The organism is Streptomyces filipinensis, from assembly GCF_014649495.1.
GTDB lineage: Bacteria > Actinomycetota > Actinomycetes > Streptomycetales > Streptomycetaceae > Streptomyces > Streptomyces filipinensis.
Genome location: NZ_BMTD01000002.1, coordinates 325268 through 344653, shown reverse-complemented (window position 1 = coordinate 344653; position 19386 = coordinate 325268). Strand labels below are relative to the sequence as shown.

Sequence of the window (19386 nt, the reverse complement as noted above, 5' to 3'; positions counted from 1 at the left end):
CGTACCGGACCACGGTCCGGTTCTGCTGACGACACCGACCCTACGACAGTGAAGTTCAACCTTCAACAAATGGGGCGATGGGGTGACCCGCTTCACAGCCCGCCCTCCCGCGCCTACCCGACGCCCCCTCCCGCTCCCGTCTCTTCGCCCCCTCCCGCTCCCTCTTCCTCCTCGGCGAGGGCCGCGTCCAGCCGGGCCCGCGCCCCCTCCAGCCAGCGCCTGCACACCTTGGCCAGCTCCTCCCCGCGCTCCCACAGCGCCAGGGACTCCTCCAGCGTCGTACCGCCCGCCTCCAGACGCCGTACGACCTCGATCAACTCGTCCCGCGCCTGCTCGTACGAGAGCGCCTCGTCCACCTTGCTGGTCATTCGCTCACCTTCACCGTGAATTCACCGTCGGCGACGCGCGCACGCAGCGCCTCGCCCTCCGTCACCTCGTCCGGGCCCCGCACCACATGCCCGTCGGGCTTCTGCAGGACCGCGTAACCGCGCTTGAGCGTGGCCGCGGGGGAGAGGGCCACCACGCGCGCGTGCGTATGGGTCAGCTCCGAGTCCGCCCGGTCCAGCAGATGGCCCAGGGTGCGGCGGCTCCGCCCGACCAGGGACGCCACGTGGTCGGCCCGCTCGTCGAGCATCCGGTGCGGATCCTCTATCGAAGGGCGGCCCAGCGCGTGCGCGAGACCCCGCTCCTCCCGCTCCAGATACGCGTTCACACAGCGCCGGGCCCGGTCCCGCAGCATCCGCACCCGCTCGAACTCCTCACCCACGTCCGGGACGACCTTCTTGGCCGCGTCGGTCGGGGTGGAGGCGCGCAGGTCGGCGACATGGTCCAGCAGCGGGTTGTCCGGCTCGTGCCCGATGGCGGAGACGACCGGCGTACGGCACTCGGCCACGGCCCGCACGAGCTGCTCGTCGGAGAAGGGCAGCAGGTCCTCGACGCTGCCACCGCCCCGCGCGACGATGATCACGTCCACGTCCTCGATCGCGTCCAGCTCCTTCACCGCCTGCACGACCTGCGGAACGGCGTGCACCCCCTGCACCGGGACGTTGCGCACCTCGAAGCGGACGGCGGGCCAGCGGTGCCGGGCGTTCTCCAGCACGTCCCGCTCCGCGGCCGAGGCGCGCCCGCAGACCAGCCCGATCAGCTGCGGCAGAAAGGGCAGCGGCTTCTTCCGCTCCGGCGCGAACAGCCCCTCCGCCGCGAGCGTCTTCTTCAGCCGCTCCAGCCGGGCCAGCAGCTCGCCGACGCCGACGGGCCGGATCTCGGCGGCGCGCAGCGACAGCTGGCCCCTGGGTGCGTACCACTCCGGCTTCGCCAGGACGACGACGCGGGCACCCTCGCCCACGACGTCCGCGACGGCGTCGAACACCTGCCGGTAGCAGGTCACGCTCACGGAGATGTCGTGCGACGGGTCCCGCAGCGTCAGGAACACGACGCCGGCGCCGGGCCGCCGCGACAACTGCGTGATCTGCCCCTCGACCCACACCGCGCCGAGCCGCTCGATCCAGCCCCCGATCAGCCGGGAGACCTCACCGACGGGGAGGGGGGCTTCGGGAGTGGTTTTCGCAGCCATGCGCTTGAGAGTAACGGGGGGTACCGACAGGAGGAGCGGCGCCGGACGCGGCCGTGGGAAACGCCGCCGAACGCACCCTTACGATGGGACGTATGACCGCTTCGCCTGGCCGCCGTGTCCTGCTCGCCGCCCCCCGGGGCTACTGCGCCGGTGTGGACCGCGCCGTGATCGCCGTCGAGAAGGCCCTCGAGCAGTACGGGGCCCCGATCTACGTCCGGCACGAGATCGTCCACAACAAGTACGTCGTGCAGACCCTGGAGAAGAAGGGCGCCGTCTTCGTCGAGCGGACGGAGGAGGTGCCACCGGGCAACATCGTCATGTTCTCCGCGCACGGCGTCGCCCCGGTCGTCCACGAGGAGGCCAGGCAGGGCCGCCTCGCCAGCATCGACGCCACCTGCCCGCTGGTCACCAAGGTCCACAAGGAAGCCGTCCGCTACGCCAACGAGGACTACGACATCCTCCTGATCGGCCACGAGGGCCACGAGGAGGTCATCGGCACCTCCGGCGAGGCCCCCGACCACATCCAGCTGGTCGACGGCCCCGGAGACGTCGCCAAGGTCGAGGTCCGTGACGAGTCGAAGGTCGTCTGGCTGTCCCAGACCACCCTCTCCGTCGACGAGACCATGGAGACCGTCGACGCCCTGAAGACCAAGTTCCCGGGCCTCGTCTCGCCGCCCAGCGACGACATCTGCTACGCCACGCAGAACCGCCAGCTCGCCGTGAAGCAGATGGGCGCCGAGGCCGAGCTGGTCATCGTCGTCGGCTCGCGCAACTCCTCCAACTCCAAGCGGCTGGTCGAGGTCGCCAAGCTCGCCGGCGCCCGCGAGGCCTACCTCGTGGACTTCGCCAGCGAGATCGAGGAGGCCTGGCTGGAGGGCGTGACCACGGTCGGCGTCACCTCCGGCGCCTCCGTCCCCGAGGTCCTGGTCGAGCAGGTCCTCCAGTGGCTCGCCGAGCGCGGCTACGCCGACGTGGAGATCGTCAAGGCCGCCGAGGAGTCCATCACCTTCTCGCTGCCCAAGGAACTCCGCCGTGACCTGCGCGAGGAGGCGGCCGCCCTGGTCGCCGAGCGCGGCGGGTCCGGCACCGCCGAGGCGTGACCGTCAGTCGCCCGTCGTAACGTGGTGCCATGCAGATCTTCGGTGTGGACATCGGCGGATCCGGGATCAAAGGCGCCCCTGTGGACCTGGACAGGGGCGACCTGGCCCAGGAACGCTGCAAGGTGCTCACCCCGCATCCGGCGACACCCGACGGAGTGGCCGACGGGGTCAAGCAGGTCGTCGACCACTTCGGCTGGACCGGCCCGGTGGGCCTGACCTTCCCCGGAGTGGTCACCGGCGGTGCCACGGTCCGTACGGCCGCGAACGTCGACAGGAGCTGGATCGACACCGACGCGCGCGCCCTGTTCAGCGGCAAGCTGGACGGCCTCCCGGTGACCGTGGTGAACGACGCCGACGCGGCGGGTGTCGCGGAGATGCAGTTCGGCGCCGGCCAGGGCCGCAGGGGCACGGTCATCCTGCTCACCTTCGGCACCGGCATCGGCAGCGCCGTCTTCGTGGACGGCGTCCTCGTCCCGAACACGGAGCTGGGCCACCTGGAACTGGGCGGCCACGACGCGGAGAGGCGCGCCTCCAGCAAGGCCAAGGACGACCACGACCTGAGCTGGCAGCAGTGGGCGCGCCGCGTCCAGAAGTACCTGGCGCACGTGGAGATGCTGTTCTCGCCGGAGCTGTTCATCATCGGCGGCGGGGTCAGCCGCAAGTCCGACAAGTTCCTGCACCTCATCGAGGGCGTCAAGGCCGAGATCGTCCCCGCCCAGCTGCAGAACAACGCGGGGATCGTGGGGGCGGCGATGAGAGCGGCCCAGCAGGCGTAGGGCTCTCCTGCGGATCCTGCCGGGCCGCGGGCGCGGGGTCAGGCCCGGCGCCGGCGCCCCCGTACCCAGCACACCCGGCGCACGAGCACGATCAGCCCGGTGGCGAGCGTCCCGCCGTAGAGCCAGCCGGCCTGGGTGGCGAGCCCGGTGAACAGCCCCATCAGCCGGCCGAGCAGCCCCTCGCTGCCGTCGGTGACGGGCACCAGCCCCACCGCGAACGCGATCGGCATGACCACCGGAGCGGTCAGCACGTCCCCGGCCCGCACCCACAGCGCGGTCAGGACGCACACCGGCAGGAACAGCACGCCGTACACCGTGAGGGACGCGCCGAACAGCAGCGAGTCCAGGCAGCCGAGCAGGAACATCACCACGGCGCAGAACAGACCGCTGCCGAGCCCGGTGAGCCGGGCGCCGGAAGGCGGCGGACCGGGCGGCACCGGCCGAGCGGCGCGCTCCCGGCGCCCCGGCCGCCGCGCCCCCGGGCCGGGCCTGCGCTCGCCGCCGGGCCTGCGCCGCGCCTGCGGAGGCAGGTGCGACGGCTTCGGCGAGCCGCGTCGCGCTCCGTCGTTCGGGGGTCGCGTTCTGCGTTGCTCCACTGGACCAACTTAGGTCTGTTTATGTGCCGAATAGGCCATCAGACACGCCGAGGGAAAGAGCTCGGTCATGTGTTCGACGTCCCCGGGAGCCCCCTGGCGCGGACGCCGTAGACTGGTGGATCGGCCAGTGTCGGTCTCTGGCCCCTGGCAGCCTCTGGCCCACTCATCTACGGGAAGTCGCAACGTGTCGCTCACGATCGGAATCGTCGGCCTGCCCAACGTCGGCAAGTCGACCCTGTTCAACGCCCTGACCAAGAACGACGTGCTGGCGGCCAACTACCCGTTCGCCACGATCGAGCCGAACGTCGGCGTCGTCGGCGTGCCCGACGGCCGCCTCGCCAAGCTGGCGTCGATCTTCTCGTCCGAGCGCATCCTTCCGGCCACGGTCGACTTCGTCGACATCGCCGGCATCGTGCGCGGCGCCTCCGAGGGTGAGGGCCTCGGCAACAAGTTCCTCGCGAACATCCGCGAGTCCGACGCGATCTGCCAGGTCATCCGCGCCTTCAAGGACGAGAACGTCGTCCACGTCGACGGCAAGGTCTCGCCGAAGGACGACATCGAGACGATCAACACCGAGCTGATCCTCGCCGACCTCCAGACGATCGAGAAGGTCCTCCCGCGCCTGCAGAAGGAGTCGCGGATCAAGAAGGACGTGGCCCCCAAGGTCAAGGCCGTCGAGGAGGCCAAGGAGATCCTGGAGAAGGGCGACACGCTCTTCGCGCACGGCATCGTCCAGGGCACCGAGCGCAACGAGCTCCTGCACGACCTGCACCTGCTGACCACCAAGCCGTTCCTCTACGTCTTCAACGTCGACGAGGACGAACTGGTCGACGAGGAGTTCAAGAACGAGCAGCGCGCCCTGGTCGCCCCCGCCGAGGCGATCTTCCTCAACGCCAAGCTGGAGGCGGACCTCGCCGAGCTGGACGAGGAGGAGGCCCTGGAGCTGCTGGAGTCCGTCGGCCAGCACGAGCCGGGCCTCGCCACCCTGGCCCGCGTCGGCTTCAACACCCTCGGCCTGCAGACCTACCTCACGGCCGGCCCCAAGGAGTCCCGCGCCTGGACGATCAAGAAGGGCGCCACGGCCCCCGAGGCGGCCGGCGTGATCCACACCGACTTCCAGAAGGGCTTCATCAAGGCCGAGGTGATCTCCTTCGCCGACCTGGTCGAGACCGGCTCGGTCGCCGAGGCCCGCGCCAAGGGCAAGGCCCGCATGGAGGGCAAGGAGTACGTCATGCAGGACGGGGACGTGGTGGAGTTCCGCTTCAATGTGTGATCGGTGAATCACTGCACGTTAATGCAATGTGTGCGTCCGGGGTCGAGCCCTCTCGGGAGCTCGGCCCCTTCCATGCCGGGCGAGCGATCCTCTTCGACCCGTCGCGTACCGGCGGCGATGTCGACAGGCCACCGACCCGGTGGACTGGAGGCTGTCGTGGCGCTCTGACGTGCTGATACTCCGTGCTGTCGAGGTGGTCTTACCATCTCGAATCCCGATGCCGTGTCTTCTGCTTGACGCCGCGGTGTAGTTGACGAATGAAGCGGGTATGGTGAGCTCCCCGCAGGAATTCTCCCGCAGCTCCCATTGCTTACCGAGATGCCAGCTGTCTGGTCAATACTTGACCATTGCCATCAAGCGGCGTACGACCTGATGATCCCTGTCGAAAATCCTGCGAAGGCCGTCGCAGGCCCAACGTAGGGCCGGTTGGTGCACCGGACGACCCAGGTCCGCCGATAGCAGGTAGGAGTGTGCGGCGGTCCAGAGAGTGTCTGGATGGCCGGGAGGCAAGGTCTCCTGCCGATACTTCAGGGTTTCTTCCAGTAGGGGGAGAGCTTTCCGGAAGTCGTTCAGAGCGACGAGACAGAGCGCCAGGTGGTGAGCTGTGTCCAGGGTGTGCTGGTGGCGGACGCCGAGGTGGGTAATTTGGAGGCGATGAATACGCAGGCCCAGCCGATAAGCGAGGTTGGGGTCCTGTGGTGTCTGAAGCCGTGCCAGGTAGCTTCCCGCACGCATCGCTGGTCGGCTTTCCTCGCCGAAAATATTGCACTGCTCCAGCCAGGAATCTTTGGCAAGCTGGCACGCGTCAGAGTGGTGGCCCTTGGCGCCGAGGTCGAGCGCGCAATACGCTGACGCAACCAGGGTGCTGGGATCGCGCGGCCCCAGGTTTCTCTCCCTTTCCCAGTAGACCTGCAAGTTGAGTCGCTCGGCGTCTTCGTAGTGCCCACGTCCGAAGTGGGCGCGAGCCAGCACTGACATCACCACCAGTTCATCGGCACGACATTGCGCGAAATACTCCTCCCATGCAGTGCGAAGATTTCCTAGACTGTCAATGACCTCCTTGTATCTGCCGCTGTCCACCAAGTAAGCGTATGTGTCAAGAATCGCTTTGCGACCAGGCTTCGTGTGGACATGCGCAGGATCGAGAGCGAGGACGGATGGAGTCACCAGCGCCCAGTCGCCCCACGCTCCCTCCACTGCGGCCCGCTCTGGCACCGCTGCCACCAACAACTGTTCCGCCATTGCAAAGGCGGCGGCCTCGTCTTCCGGGCGGGCGACGAGAAGGTCACGGATGACTGCACCACTGATTTCATCGAGTCTCGCCACGCCAGTCTGTAAAATCACCAGCCCTCGATCACGTAGACCTCCCAGTCTGCGATGCAGGTCGCAAATAGTCAGGAGGTATTGCGCATCCGAATCCGATACTTCCCATCGGTCCCCCCTCAATGCACGGGTAGGAAAAGGAGCGGGTCCGAGAACGGCTAGTGCGTGAAGGAGATGAAGCATCCGCCGGTCTTCCTCTGCTCCGGCAGCAAGCACACTCGTTGCCTTCGACAGCCGGCCTGCGAGCGACCTTGGGAAATCGGATGACCGATACCCGCTGAGGATTTTCGAAGCACTCGACTTCAACTGTTCCAGCACTTGTCCCGGCGTCATGCCGCTCGTCAACCAACTCGCTGCGTTCTCCATGGCAAGCGGCAGGTCGTCCAACGCGCCGGCCAGGTGCATGGCATCGGCCTCTGTGAGCCCATGGACCCGTTTCCTCAGCAGGCGTACCGACTCCTCGCGGGGCAGTACCGGAACCTGGACGACATGAGCGATCCGATGCCAGACCCCCGTGTCGGCCCGCGATGTGATTAGTACTCTGGTTTCGTCCCGCGGTAGACACCGGACGACGTCGTCCGGGTCCGAGACCCCGTCCAACACCAGAAGATGAGGTCCCGTTCTCCCGTGGACGGTGGTCAGGCAGGCGGCGATCCGCTCGGCCGGTTGACCAGAACCGGCAGTTGTCACGTCGATCCAGCTCACGTCTGCGTACCGAGAGTGCAGCCGATGAGCCAGTTCACTGCTCACCATTGTTTTCCCGATGCCCACTCGCCCGTTGAGTACGACCGGTACGCCGTCGTCTGCCCGGTCGAGATACCCGGGAAGCACATCGTCCACCAGTTCGGACCGTCCGAGGAAACTCGGATCGCGGTGCGGGAGCGCAAAACTCTCGTTCATCTGTGCATGTCCCTGAGCCACTCGCTGTTCGACTTCAGATACCGCAGGTTGACCCATTCCTGGGCGAGGCGATCTTCGCCGCACAACAGCGCAGTCGCCATGGCCTGGTGCGAAGGATCAAGCCATCGGACTCGGCCGGTTGCCTGTTGCGTCGTAAGGCGTCTCTCCTTGCGCGGCAACGGGGTGCCGGTGCCAAGCAGCGCGTCATAGAGCCCGACCGCAGGCAAAACTGCGGGGAGGTCGTTGTCCTTGGCGGCCTCCTCGGCAGCCGCCGCCGGGATTGACAATCCGGTCGGGTCGAGGTCGCCGAAGTAGCGGATCTCCGCGATCTTGCCGCGTCGAAGCATCTTGACACCGGCGAGTGAGGCCAAGAACGAACTTCCCATCCCGCAGGCCACGTAGCCGACTGTGTGGTCCTTCATCCTGTCCAACGCCTCTATCAACGACCAGCATGTGGTGACGTTCTCTACGACCAGGAGAACGTCACCGTCGCCGATGCGCCCGTAGTAACCGTCGCTCTCTGCGATGAGTCTCTCGGTGAGGATTTGAGGCGGCGCCGAATACATTTGCAATAGTTTGTACAGAGCTTCCCGGTCTGAGAAGAACGGACCCCCCAACTCGTCGAATGCCTTTTCTTCGGCATCGAACCATCCCGAATAGGTGCGACTACCGAAGATGTCAAGAGCACGCTCACGCTTCGGTGCAGGTGTCATATCAGGCTCGGAGAGGAACCAGTTGTTGACCGCGCGGTAGCCGATCCGGGTCCTGGGCGCGGCGTTGTCCCAGTACCCGGCCACCTTGCGCATGTTCGGATGCAAGGGTGGAAGCGGCTCCCGCACCTTCTTCGCCGCCTGGTGGGTGGGCAGCACCCACACGCCCTTCGGCAACGGAATTCTCTCCCCGTCGTCGCCCTTCATCGCCGTGATGGCCCCGCACTCGTACAGCTCGTCCAGATGACGCCTCAGAACCACCGACTCCAGCTCGTCCTCCACCTTCGGATGGGGCACCGTACGGAAGACACGGCGCAACTCCGGCAGAGAGACGCTCGTCTTACGCGTGCCGTCCCACTTCTTCTGCGAATGGGCGTGTTCGTGAAGCGCGCTCAGCAGCTCACGCGCGGGACGACTCAGATCGGTCAACGCTCTCTTCCCCGGGATCCTGGTGGTGGTTGTGCTCTGCGTCAGCACGGGCGTGGTACCTGATGGACGTGATCACCGGGTTCTCGCCCTCCTCAAGAGGCTCGAGGAGATGTTTCCTCCTGTCGCCCACGACGGTGAGGTACATGCGGTGTGCGCGTAGGTCGGCGTCATTGCGCAGACGGATGACGAGCGGGAAGGAGTCCAGGACCGCCAGGTCGTTCAGCCCTGTGGTGTAGACGAGTTGGACACCCAGCGCGCGGGCGACCGACTGCTGAAGCCTCAACAGATAACCGGCCGAGGCGCGACCGATCGGGTTGTCCAGGAACAGCACGCCCGAGTTCCGGCGGTGCTGCACCCTGCCCTTCTCGTTCGCGCGCAGCGCTGCCATGGTGCAGTAGAGGACGATGGCCGCGGTCAGCACCTGGCCGCCCGAGAAGAGGTCTTTCATGGCCGAGACGGGCACCCGTTCCGTCCGTAGAACGGCGTCCGGTTTGAGGATCCGCACCCGGAACCCCTTAGGAGCCACTGCTTCGGTCACGCCGCGTAACAGCAAGGCCAGGCCGTCCCGTTTGATCTCTTTTCTGTGGATCGCGGCTTCGGCGGTCTCGTCCACGACCGTGCCGAGCCGGTCCTCCAGCGCCTGTTCGGAGACCTCGGTGAAGCGGATCCGCAGGAATTCCTGCTCGGACCACTCCTGCAGCCCCCTGGGCAGCCGGGAAAGGGACTGCGCCCGCTTCAAGGTCCGCAGTGCCTCCTGCACCTGCTGGCACAGCTGGAGCACGATCTGCCGGCGGTGCCGTTCGATGGAGTCCAGGTCCACGGTGAGGCTACGCAGTCTGGGGCGAAGGCTATCGCTCCATTCGGCCGCCCGCGCCGGCAGTTCGGCACGAGGACAGGACTGGATGACGGTGCGGCTGGGGGAGGGCAGCCCCCCGAACTGCGCGTCCGCGGCGAACCCGACCAGCTGGTCGGTCAGCGTTCGTTCTTCGGCGAGTGCCGTCTCGACCTTTGTCCCGATCCGGTCGTACTCGGTCTTCAGTACGGTGTGCCGGTCCCGGGCGGCCGAGACACCGCCCTCGTACGGTATGTCGTCTTCGCGGGGCTCACCCGACCGGGACAAGACGGTGATCAGGTCCGTGAAGTTCTTCGCGGAGGAGCGCAGGGCGGCGGCGGTGCGCTCGGCACGCTCGCTGTGGTAGTCGAGTTCGCGCCGGATACGTTCTGCCTCGTCCCGATCGTGCTCCGCCGCCTCGATCAGACGCATACCGTGTAAGACGTGCAGAGGCGGGCCGTAGGGAGCGAGGTCCACGTCGGTGAGCGGTTCCGGAAAGTCTTTGAGGACCGCTCGGTGTTCCGCGACACTCGCGTCTGCCTCGGACAGTGAGGTCTGGCAGTCGGAGACCGCCTGTTCGGCACGGCGTTGAGCGGCGGCCCGGCTCGCGCCGTCCACTCCGTCAGGACCGTTCAGCAACGCCTGGGCGGCTGCTTGTGTTTCGGGAGAATCATCACCCAGCTCCTGCGCCGCTTGCTTCTCGCGTTGCTCCGCCTGACGCATGTCGAGGAGCAGGTCGGCACCGACAGATGCGCGTTCATACTCGATGGCCGCAGCCTCGTAGGCACGGCGCAGCACGGGGAGCGGTTCCGCCGGAACCTCTGTCCTGTTCTCCGTAACGGCGTCGGCGCCCGGAAGCTCATTCAGTTCGGCGGTCATACGGTGCGCGGAGCCGGTCAGACGGTCCATCGTGCGCACGTGCTCGGCGCTGGCGGCCCGGTGACTTTCGGCAGCTGTTTCCGCCTGCTGAGCGGCCTCTCGTGCTCGAACCTCCGCCGTCCGAGCCTGGTCCACAGCGGTCTGCCAGTTGGGGATCCGCTCCTCCTGGCTGGCCAGCCCACTCAACGTGGACTTACGGGTTTCCAGTGCCGACTGCGCCGTACGAAGCGGCGGAATGGCTTCGCGGATGGTCTTGAGACGGGCGGCTGCAACCTCACGCTTCTCGGTCTGCTCGGTCAGCGCCTCCTGGGCCTCGTCGTGAGCCTGCACCCGGACGGTGACGATCTCACGCAGTTCGGCGAGCCTTCCTTCAGGGAAGTCCACCCGCCACTCCTCTAGACGGTTGAGCAGCGAGAGAAACATACGTTGCCGAGCGTCCCACTCGGCGATCCGCGCGCGGTGTTCGTCATGACGACGACCGAAAGCGAGCCGCTCCTCCGCGGCTGCTCTCTCGTCGTACAGCGCCGGATGCGGAGGCACCACGAAATCCAGCCCGGAGAGTGATGCGATGGGTTCGTGCATGTCCGTGGTGGTGCCCAGCGCCACCAGCGTGCTGGGCCACAGCTTCCGGGCGACCAGGATCTCCGTTGCCCGCGCCGTCTGCTCGGGATCGTTCAGGAGTACGCCCGTGACCAGATGCGGCACGCGCTCGATGAGCGCACGGCGCTGCTCGACCCGGGGCAGACCGGCGAGGTAGTCCCAGCCGGTATAGGCGTCGACACCGGCTTCTCGCAAAGTCTCGCACGCTTCCGCGGCCTCCGGTGAGGGCGGCAGCAGTTCGTTCGTCTCCAACGCGAGCCTGGCACGTTCGTCACGGACCATGGCGATACGGATCTCGGTCCTTTCCACATCCGCGGCGTCACGTCGCTGAGCGAGCTTGCCCACCAGCCTGGGAGCGTCCACCTCAAGGTCGAGACGTTCGATGTCCAGGAGTGCGAGCGGCTGGATCTCCGCTTCCAGGGCACGGGTGCGCTCGTCGGCTCTCGTCCAGTCGCGGCGGGCCAGATCAAGAGAGTGCCGGGCCTCGGCCAAAGTCTGCTCAGCGGCTCGGCAAGCTCGGTGGGAAGCATCGTGAAGCCCCGCCGCGTCCTCGGCGGCGGATTCCAGACGGGATATCTCCTCGGCGTTCTTACGGGCCTCCTCCTCGGCTTGCCGCGCGGCGTCACGAGCCGTCACGCCGTCGCTCAGCAGACCGTCGCGCACAGCGTCCGCGAGGGCGTCCCGCACTTCCTGGATACGGGTGTCGAGCGCCTTGGCCTGCGCCCGGTGCTCGGCAGCCAGGCCGACGGCCGCGTTGTGCTCGGTCTGGGCCTGCTCGGACAGCGTGCGTTCGCTCTCTGCCTGATGCCGCGCCGTCTCCGCCTGCTCAGTGAGGCGCCGTGACATGGTGCGCAATGCCCCGACGAGAACCTCCAGCGCGGCGTCCCGGGCCTGAAGTGCCGGAAGGGCGGCTTCCTCAGTACGCCGGACCAGCTCACGCAACCGGTTCGCGTTGGCGGTCGCTTCCAGGCTCTTGGCCAGGCGGGGTACGACCTTCCAGGCGCGTTCGGTCTCTTGCGCTCGGTTCCACGCGGCGCGGGCCTTCTGCTGTTCCTCCTCGGCTTCGGCCAGCTTCAACAAGGCTGTGAGTCGGCCCAGTTCACGGGCTGCGGCCGCGAGCTTCTCGTGGTGGAGCACGGCCCGCCGCAGGTCGCCGCCAAGGCGTTTGGCAACCTCTTCGCTCGCCTTGGCGGCCTCGACCTCACGGAACGCGCGTACCTTCACCGAACGGACAAAGGCGTCCAGCGTCTTCCTCGCGGCCCGCTGTTCCTCCTGGGCAGTGAGAGCGGTGATGTGGATGCCGGCCAGCGGTTCGAGGAACTCCAGCGCGCCAGCCACGAAGTCCCGTTCCAAGGTCAGCGCACCACGCCTGCCGAGCTTGTCGCCGTAGGAGCTCAGCAGGTTGGCGAGATCCTGTGCCGGTCCGGTGGGCACCACGGCTGACAACAGGAACTCTACGAAAGCAGCGTCGCTGGCGAAGGAGAAGACGTCGGCCGCCTCACCTTCCCCGGCGTTCATTGCCCGTTGGTAGCGGAAGAGTTCGGGATCCAAGCCGAGGTCTGTGAGTCGTTCTGTCCACTCGGATTGAACGCGGAAATGATTGAACTCAAGTTCAGGATCAGCCCGTTGGGCCTCGTCGAGTTCGCCGATGAAGTCGGCCAGCCGCAGATATCGTCCGTCCTCGGCCACGGGGAGGGTGTCGAGTGTGGTCTCCCGTGTAGGGCGGAAGTGGTACCAGCGTTCAATCAAGTTGGACGGGTCCTGAGTCGCCTTGAGGTGGCGCCACTCGGCGACTTTGCCGGTCACCAGTCGACGCCCGCTGCGGGTGTGTGTCCATTCCAGCGCGATGTGGGCCACATCGTTGTCGAGTACGAATCCGCTCAGCGCGCGAGGATCACGGGTACCCACCACTTGACGGCGTCCGGGCAGCAGGACTGAGAAGATCAGCTTGATCAGTACGGACTTGCCGCCGCCGTTCTCAAGGAAGAGCACCGTGGCCGGGGAGGGGCGCCGGACAGGTTGCTCGTCCCTGACACTGAACAAGGTGGCGGGGCGGTCGGCGATAGGGTCTCCGACGCCGCTGAAGTCCAGGAGAACGTTCTCGTAGCGCGCCGCCTTGGGCCCGACGGACTGCAGGAGCACTCGGGACAGTTCATACATCTTCCGGAGCCTCCGCCACGGTTCCCGGTCCGGTCGTCACAGCCATGGGAAGGACCACGCCCAGCGCCACCAACTCCTCGAAAGCGCTGGTGGCCGCAAGTTCACGCACCTGAAGCTGGTAACGCCGTGTGGTCTGAAAGACGTCCTCGCCGGCGTTCTTCATCGGCGTCAGGAAGCCCTGTTCCGCGAGGAAGTTTAGAGCTCGGGAAACCATGCCCTTGGTGGTGTTCATCGCTCGACGCTTGTCCTTGGTGGGGAATGCCTCCGGACGGTTGGCATACGCGTGCCACGCCAATTCCAGTTCCGGTGCGTCACTGGGTACGTCGGCCGACTCCTCACGGGACGCCGCTTTTTCACGCAACCGGTCGCAGGCTTCGCGAACGACGGCGTCGACCACGTCGACACTGACCCTGCCGACGTACTCGTCTTCGGCGAGGTCGTCCGGCCGGGGAAAGGACACCGCGGCGACAGCAAGGTGGATGATGCCGTGCAGAAAGCGCTCGGCGTAGCCGCCTTCCTTCTGGGTGCGGCGGGCGTAGGTCTCCATCCTGGTCTCGAAGGGAGAACCGCCGTCGGCCGCGATCGCGAGGCCGATGTCCTCGTGTTCCCCCAGCACCCTGAGCCCCAGACCGGCGGCGATCCGTCCGGTCAACGTTCGGAACGCGCCGTCGTGCCGGTAGCGGCGCAGAAGCTCTCGATAGGCGTTGTCGCGACTCGGCAGCAGCCGAGGGCGCATCGCGAAAGCGAGCAGCTGCGCGGCCTGCTCGGCGTCGTCATCCGTGAAGCGAGATCTCATCACCGAACTCCTCGTGCCGAGCCGTACCTGGCTCCTCCGATCCTGGAACGACTGGCCTTACGCCTGCTTTCGTGAGCCACAGTTCATCGCCGCCGAACTGCGGGCTGTGCAGGGGATCCCCGGTGGGTACGGCGATCAACACCTCAGGTACGTGCTCACGTACCGCGTCACCGACGGACGGGTTGAAAGCGTGTGCCGCCCGATGCATCACCAGCCGGGCGACCTGGGGCTCATGGCGGCGCGCACGTGCGAGCAAGTCGCTCAGAGACGCGGAGCCACCGGGCAGGGAGAGGATCTCGCTCGCTAGCCTGAAATGTTCGGGAGTGAACAATTCCCGTTCCGGCACGGGGTCGAACTGAGGATCTCGAACCTCGCCGGCGAATCTCTCGGGCTCCGAGGGCCGTTGCAGGAGACGCTCCACGAGTGACGGCAGCGTGGGAACTTCGGGGGGTGCCGGGGCGACCGCCCCACGGAAGAAGTCGTACACCGGCCCGAGTGCTTTGCCCACAGGAAGTCCAAGTAGCGGTACCAGCAGTTGTCCGTGCAAGTGGAGCGCGGCGCGCTGCGGTTCGCCGGAGAACAGCTGACGGTCCTGTTCGGAACGGAACTGATCGCCCGCTTCCTGTACGGCTTTCTGGAGCTGCATATGACGGCGGATACAGTCGCGGACGATCTCCACGAGCTCCGCTGCCCGCTGCTTGTGGCGCGGATCGTCAGAGTCGTCCCGCGCGGCGGTGATATTGGTCAGGATGGCGTGTTCCGCCGTGTAGCGGCCCTCGATGTGCTCAAGCGCGTCCAACAGCAGGTCTGGTACCACCCGTTCCCAGTCCACCGTGCGAACGTCGCGACGGGTGGCATCGAGGTAGCGACGTAGTGTCTCTCCATATTGGACCGTGCGGTACCTGGCCTGTTCGGCGGCGAGTTTGGCGTCGGCGAGCCGACCGCGCCTGATGAGATTGTCGAGTTTGACCTCGGCGGCGATCTGCGCGGATTCCACGTCTGTATCCAATGCGCCGACGAGTACGTTGATGGCCTCGTCGGTGGCCCGCAGTGAAAACCCGTCGGGTGTCGACTGTTCCACCAGCAATTTGAAGTCGAACTCGAAGCGGTCGTAGGTTCCCTCGTCTCCGACAAGCCCGTAGTGCCAGGAGAATCCACGTTCGATGGTGCCGACATTGATCAGCCGCTGGAGTACCCAGTCGGCCACAGCGGCGTGCTCGGCGTCGTCTCTGTCGGGCGCCTGAGCCGCGACGAAGTGTTTTACCTGTTCAAGTACCTTGGTGTGTTCGGCTCCGGCGTCGAAGTCCATCGCGATGGTGACCTGATCGATCGTGTGCAACGCGATTTCGGCCATGTGATAGACCTTGGCATCTGCCCAATCCAGCGATGCCTTGCGCTGATCCAATGCCTGCAATGGTGCTGTACAAGCCAGTGCCTTGACGCGGCGAACCAGTCCTTCATCAGGCAAGTGAGGCGGGTGGGGCAGATCGTGATACACGATCAGTCACGCTAGCACCCCCTACACCGCCGTAAGGGGAATCCTCGGATACCCGGCTCGACGACTTCCTTCGCTCATGATTGAGCCACGGGCCGAAATTCATCGTTCACGAACTGATGTTCCCCTGTTTGGTGGCGATCTAGGTGCCTCGGGGTGTCGGGTGGATCCAGTATTCGGATTCCCTCATTCCGCTACAAGCTGCGCCAGATGAATCATTGCGGGGCCTGGCTGTAACGGGCTTTGATCGAGAGGGCGGTGACGATTTCAGCGTCGATGCCAAGAGTGGCGGTGCATGTAGGGCGAGCCTTTCGTCCTTTCGGGAGAGTGCAGGTCACGATGTGGAGAACGTCGTGTCGGCGGGCACTAAGACGTCATCTCAATTGGTTGCCTCTGTAGGCTGTGAGGCGTGGTGGGGATCGTTGAGCGGCTGGTGCCGGATGAGCTGTGGGAGTTGTTCCAGCGGGTGGTGCCGGAGGCGCCTTCGCGGCCTCAGGGCGGTGGCCGCCGTCGGCATGGCGACCGTGAGGTGCTGGCCGCGATCGTGTTCGTGGCCACCTCGGGCTGCACGTGGCAGCAGTTGCCCGCCGCGTCGTTCGGTCCGTCGGGGGCGACGGCTCACCGCCGTTTTGCCGAGTGGACGAAGGCCAGGGTGTGGGCCAAGCTCCACCGTCTGGTCCTCGACGAGCTCGGTTCGCGCGGCGAGTTGGACTGGTCCCGCTGCGCGATCGACTCGGTGAACATGCGGGCCCTGAAAAGGGGGACCTGACAGGCCCGAATCCTGTCGACCGGGGCAAGTACGGATCGAAGATCCATTTGATCACCGAGCGGACGGGTCTGCCCCTGTCCGTCGGAATCTCGGTGGTGAACCTGCACGACAGCCAGGCACTGATCCCCCTGGTGAAGGGCGTACCACCGATCCGCTCCCGCCGCGGGCGGCGGCGACGCAGGCCCGACAAGCTCCACGCGGACAAGGGCTACGACTATCCTCATCTGCGCCGATGGTTACGAGGGCGCGGCATCAAGCACCGCATCGCCCGCAAGGGGATCGAGACCGCGCAGCGGCTCGGCCGCCACCGCTGGACCATCGAGCGCACCATGTCCTGGCTCGCCGGCTGCCGCCGCCTCCATCGCCGCTATGAGCGCAAGGCCGATCACTTCCTCGCCTTCACCAGCATCGCCTGCACCCTCATCTGTTACCGGCGGCTCGTCTGCTGATGTGGGCCTGCAGCAGTTTCACCGCCAGGTCGTGGCCGTAGCGATTGGCCATGTCCATGGGGGTGCGGCCCTCCGGGTCTGCGAGCTCAGGATCAGCCCCGAAGGCCAGCAACACGGCCGTGGTGTGCACAGTCAACGGCTGCCCGCTCTGCAAGCAGCCATCACCCTCGGCGTCGATTGCGTGGGTCAACAGCGTCATGTTGCCGAAGACCTCGTCGGGATTTGAGCCGGTGGCCAGCAACCGGTCCAGGATCTTAGCATCCTCCTGCTCGACTGCTCGATGCGCGGGTGTCCAGTAGTCGCTCACCCAGGCATTCAACCGTCCCCCCAGCCTGCCTGCCAGCGACTATCTACGCCGCCAGCTACCAATTGAGATGACGTCTAAGAACGCTACGCGAGCAGGTGGCCGCACCTGTCTCCGCCTCGGCGATCTCTGAGCCTGTACGGGCTGGTCGTCGGAGACGATCGGTGCTCAGACGGTGCGGATTACAGTGGCCGGTTTGATGTCCTGGGCGTCGATGAGGCTGCGGATGTCGTCTGGGTCCGAGGTCCAGATGATGGCGCTGAGGCTGGCTGCCATGGTTACGACGATGGCGTCGACGATGTCGGAGGTGCCGGCCTTGCCGCAGAGGATGCCTGCGGTTTTGGCGGTTTCGAGGCCGACGGGTACGACGTGGCAGCCGGCGAGGAACTTGCCGAGTCTGACCTGGCGGCGGGAGTCCCGCCATGCCTGGCTGACGACGACGGACGGGACGTGGATGTCCCGGCCGTCTTCGAGGGCCAGGCTGTGGCGGGCCCACATGCGTCGGTCGTCGTTGTCGATGGCGATGAGTACGCCGGCGTCGTACAGGTAGGGGATGTTCACGCGGCGGAAGCTCCCGAGCTGCTGAGGTACTCGGCGTCGGCGGCGGCCAGGTCCGCGCGGGCGGCGGCGAGCTCTTCCGGGGTGAAGGCGCCGTGCTCCGCCTGCCACTCCTGGATGACGGCCCGGCCGGCTCGCAGGCGCAGCTCGCGTTCGGCTGCTCCTGCGACGAGGCGGGAGAGCGGGATGCCTTCTTCCTCGGCGGCTCCGGCCAGGGCTTCGACCAGGGATTCGTCGAGCGTGATAGTCACCTTCTTGGTAGCCATACATCAACCATAGCGCGGTATGGCCTTTGGTGCTGATGCACGGATCACGTGGCAGCTAGCGCGGAGGGTGTGAGCGCATCCAGCGAGTAGGGTCTCGCCGACTCGATGGCCTGCGGGGCTGAGAGTGGGGGCTAGGTGCATATTCGCCGGAAAGTGCGGATTGGTGGTGGATGTCTTGCTCAGTCGTGAGGTGGCGGTGCACGGTTTCGAGCACGGGCCGGGCGAAGGATCGGGGCTTGGGTGGCGAGCGTTTTTCAGAGGTGCAAGAGGGATGTCCGGGACCGGAACTTTCCCTGTGATCGTCCGCGGTGTCGGCACGGGTGGACGGTGCGGTACCGGGAACCGGGCGGTAGGCGCGGGCGGCAGCGGGAGAGGTCGTTTCCCCGTCGGGTGGGCTCGGACGGCGCGGACGCATTCGCCGACAAGGTCGAGAACGACAAGAAAGCCGGCATCCACTTCGATCCTGTCCGTGGACTTGTGCCGTTGCGGGCCTGGGCTCAGGAGTGGCTCGAGCGACGGGGCATCGGTGAGTCGACGCATCGCAACTACGAAGGGTTCATCCGTAACCATCTCGTGCCGCGCCTGGGACGGAAGATGCTGGCCGGGCTAGCGCGGCGCGACTTCGAAGAGTTCGCCAAGGACCTGCATGCCTCCGGTGTGGGGTTGGCGGTCTCCACGGTCAATGACCGGATGGTGATGGTGGCCGCCATGCTGGAGGCGGCCGTCGTTGACAAACGCATCCCAGACAATCCCGCGCGCGGCATCCGGGTATCCCGGGCGGCCCCGTGCGCGGTGGACGAGGACGAGATTCCCACGCTGGGCGAGGTCGATCTGATCGCGGAGCACATCGCCCCGCAGTACCGGCTCGCGGTCTACCTTCAATCGGGTACCGGCCAGCGCCCCAGCGAAGCCCTGGCCTTCTCCACCGAGTGCCGACGGTCGGGCTTCGTCAGGATCCGCTGGCAGGTCAGCGCCAAGGCTCGCCGCAGTGACTGCCACACGGTCTTCGTGCCGCTCAAGCACCGGACGGAGGGTGAGTACCGGGATGTCCCGGCCGCTCCGTTCGTCGAGCAGGAGATCGACAACCACCTGTCACGGTGGAAGCCGGTGCCCGTGACCTTCACCGGTCAGCAGGGCAGACCACGGCGACTGGAGGTCTTCTTCGCCCCGCGCCAGCGTGGCAAGGGCGTGATGCCCACCGCCTCCACCTACGGCTACCACTTCGGGAAGGCGTGTGTGTCTGCTGGCCTGGTCGATGTGGACGGCAAGGCCAAGTACACGCCTGGCAGCCTGCGGCACTTCTTCGCCTCGACCGCGTTGGCGAACGGGGTCCCGATCCGCGAGGTCTCGCGCTGGCTCGGTCATAAGTCGATCAAGACGACCGTGGACATCTACGGTCACCTGGTCCCCGAGGCGTGGGATCGTTGTCGAGACGTCATGCAGAACGCCATGCGTCCTGTAGTCGAGTACTCGGAGGGGTCTGTCTCCGCGGCTTGAAGTGCTGGATGTGCTGGATCAGTTCCGACGGTGCTGGATGGGTGCTGGATACGATCACCCGAAGGAACGTTTCCGCAGGTGGGAGCGCTGCATTGAACGTT

General features: G+C 66.4%; 16 protein-coding genes. 5 read left to right on the top strand and 11 right to left on the bottom strand.

The features are described 5' to 3' along the window. Window positions 1-113 precede the first annotated feature (113 nt). On the bottom strand, window positions 114-368 hold the full coding sequence (locus IE244_RS06545) for an exodeoxyribonuclease VII small subunit (RefSeq protein ID WP_191871671.1): 255 nt from the start codon (window positions 366-368) through the stop codon (window positions 114-116). Next, entirely contained in the window at window positions 365-1573 is a 1209-nt protein-coding gene (gene xseA, locus IE244_RS06540; protein ID WP_191871670.1) for an exodeoxyribonuclease VII large subunit, read from the bottom strand. The genes IE244_RS06545 and xseA overlap by 4 nt, the downstream gene beginning before the upstream one ends. 83 nt (window positions 1574-1656) lie before the next feature. Between xseA and IE244_RS06535 the strand changes: the two genes are divergently transcribed. Both IE244_RS06535 and ppgK read left to right on the top strand, forming a co-directional pair. Beyond that, window positions 1657-2673 (top strand): 4-hydroxy-3-methylbut-2-enyl diphosphate reductase, encoded by a 1017-nt coding sequence (locus IE244_RS06535; RefSeq protein WP_191871669.1) that lies wholly within the window; start codon window positions 1657-1659, stop codon window positions 2671-2673. Window positions 2674-2702: 29 nt separating this feature from the next. Further along, window positions 2703-3449 (top strand): polyphosphate--glucose phosphotransferase, encoded by a 747-nt coding sequence (ppgK, locus tag IE244_RS06530; RefSeq protein WP_191871668.1) that lies wholly within the window; start codon window positions 2703-2705, stop codon window positions 3447-3449. 38 nt (window positions 3450-3487) lie between these two features. Here the strand turns inward: ppgK and IE244_RS06525 are convergent, their stop codons facing one another. Beyond that, complete coding sequence (locus IE244_RS06525) at window positions 3488-3886, bottom strand: DUF6542 domain-containing protein (protein ID WP_373305715.1); 399 nt, start codon at window positions 3884-3886, stop codon at window positions 3488-3490. Window positions 3887-4229: 343 nt separating this feature from the next. Here IE244_RS06525 and ychF point away from each other — a divergent pair, with 343 nt between their 5' ends. Continuing rightward, window positions 4230-5318, top strand: a complete 1089-nt coding sequence (ychF, locus tag IE244_RS06520) for a redox-regulated ATPase YchF (protein ID WP_191871666.1) — start codon at window positions 4230-4232, stop codon at window positions 5316-5318. A gap of 333 nt (window positions 5319-5651) precedes the next feature. Here ychF and IE244_RS06515 read toward each other — a convergent pair whose 3' ends face one another. Genes IE244_RS06515 through IE244_RS06495 form a run of 5 tightly spaced genes read right to left on the bottom strand, consistent with a single transcriptional unit; the run spans window position 5652 to window position 15445 of the window. After that, window positions 5652-7541, bottom strand: coding sequence for a tetratricopeptide repeat protein (locus IE244_RS06515; protein ID WP_191871665.1), 1890 nt, complete (start codon window positions 7539-7541; stop codon window positions 5652-5654). Next, window positions 7538-8680: a hypothetical protein gene (locus tag IE244_RS06510; protein WP_191871664.1), complete on the bottom strand. Its 1143-nt coding sequence runs from the start codon at window positions 8678-8680 to the stop codon at window positions 7538-7540. Before IE244_RS06510 ends, IE244_RS06515 begins: the two co-directional genes overlap by 4 nt. Continuing rightward, a complete protein-coding gene (locus IE244_RS06505; protein ID WP_191871663.1) occupies window positions 8652-13151 on the bottom strand; it encodes a coiled-coil domain-containing protein in 4500 nt (1499 codons plus the stop codon). Before IE244_RS06505 ends, IE244_RS06510 begins: the two co-directional genes overlap by 29 nt. Beyond that, entirely contained in the window at window positions 13144-13947 is an 804-nt protein-coding gene (locus IE244_RS06500; RefSeq protein ID WP_074993142.1) for a hypothetical protein, read from the bottom strand. The genes IE244_RS06505 and IE244_RS06500 overlap by 8 nt, the downstream gene beginning before the upstream one ends. Continuing rightward, window positions 13925-15445 (bottom strand): hypothetical protein, encoded by a 1521-nt coding sequence (locus IE244_RS06495; RefSeq protein ID WP_191871662.1) that lies wholly within the window; start codon window positions 15443-15445, stop codon window positions 13925-13927. Before IE244_RS06495 ends, IE244_RS06500 begins: the two co-directional genes overlap by 23 nt. 415 nt (window positions 15446-15860) lie before the next feature. Between IE244_RS06495 and IE244_RS06490 the strand changes: the two genes are divergently transcribed. Next, a protein-coding gene (locus tag IE244_RS06490) for an IS5 family transposase (protein ID WP_191872111.1) occupies window positions 15861-16660 on the top strand; the annotation gives its coding sequence in 2 pieces (ribosomal slippage) (window positions 15861-16200 and window positions 16200-16660; 801 coding nt in all). On the opposite strand, the gene IE244_RS06485 is transcribed toward IE244_RS06490, so the two are convergent. From IE244_RS06485 to IE244_RS06475, 3 genes are all read right to left on the bottom strand, one after another. Beyond that, the gene (locus IE244_RS06485; RefSeq protein ID WP_191871661.1) at window positions 16632-16967 is read right to left on the bottom strand and encodes an ankyrin repeat domain-containing protein; all 336 of its coding nucleotides are present in this window, start codon (window positions 16965-16967) and stop codon (window positions 16632-16634) included. The two genes, IE244_RS06490 and IE244_RS06485, sit on opposite strands and share 29 nt — an antisense overlap. Before the next feature lie 165 nt (window positions 16968-17132). After that, window positions 17133-17525, bottom strand: a complete 393-nt coding sequence (locus IE244_RS06480; protein ID WP_191871660.1) for a type II toxin-antitoxin system VapC family toxin — start codon at window positions 17523-17525, stop codon at window positions 17133-17135. Continuing rightward, window positions 17522-17788 carry a hypothetical protein gene (locus IE244_RS06475; protein WP_093779986.1) on the bottom strand — a complete coding sequence of 89 codons (267 nt, stop codon included), beginning with the start codon at window positions 17786-17788 and terminating at the stop codon, window positions 17522-17524. The genes IE244_RS06480 and IE244_RS06475 overlap by 4 nt, the downstream gene beginning before the upstream one ends. A 390-nt stretch (window positions 17789-18178) precedes the next feature. Between IE244_RS06475 and IE244_RS06470 the strand changes: the two genes are divergently transcribed. Next, a complete protein-coding gene (locus IE244_RS06470; protein ID WP_229853981.1) occupies window positions 18179-19285 on the top strand; it encodes a tyrosine-type recombinase/integrase in 1107 nt (368 codons plus the stop codon). The last annotated feature ends 101 nt before the right edge of the window (window positions 19286-19386 follow it).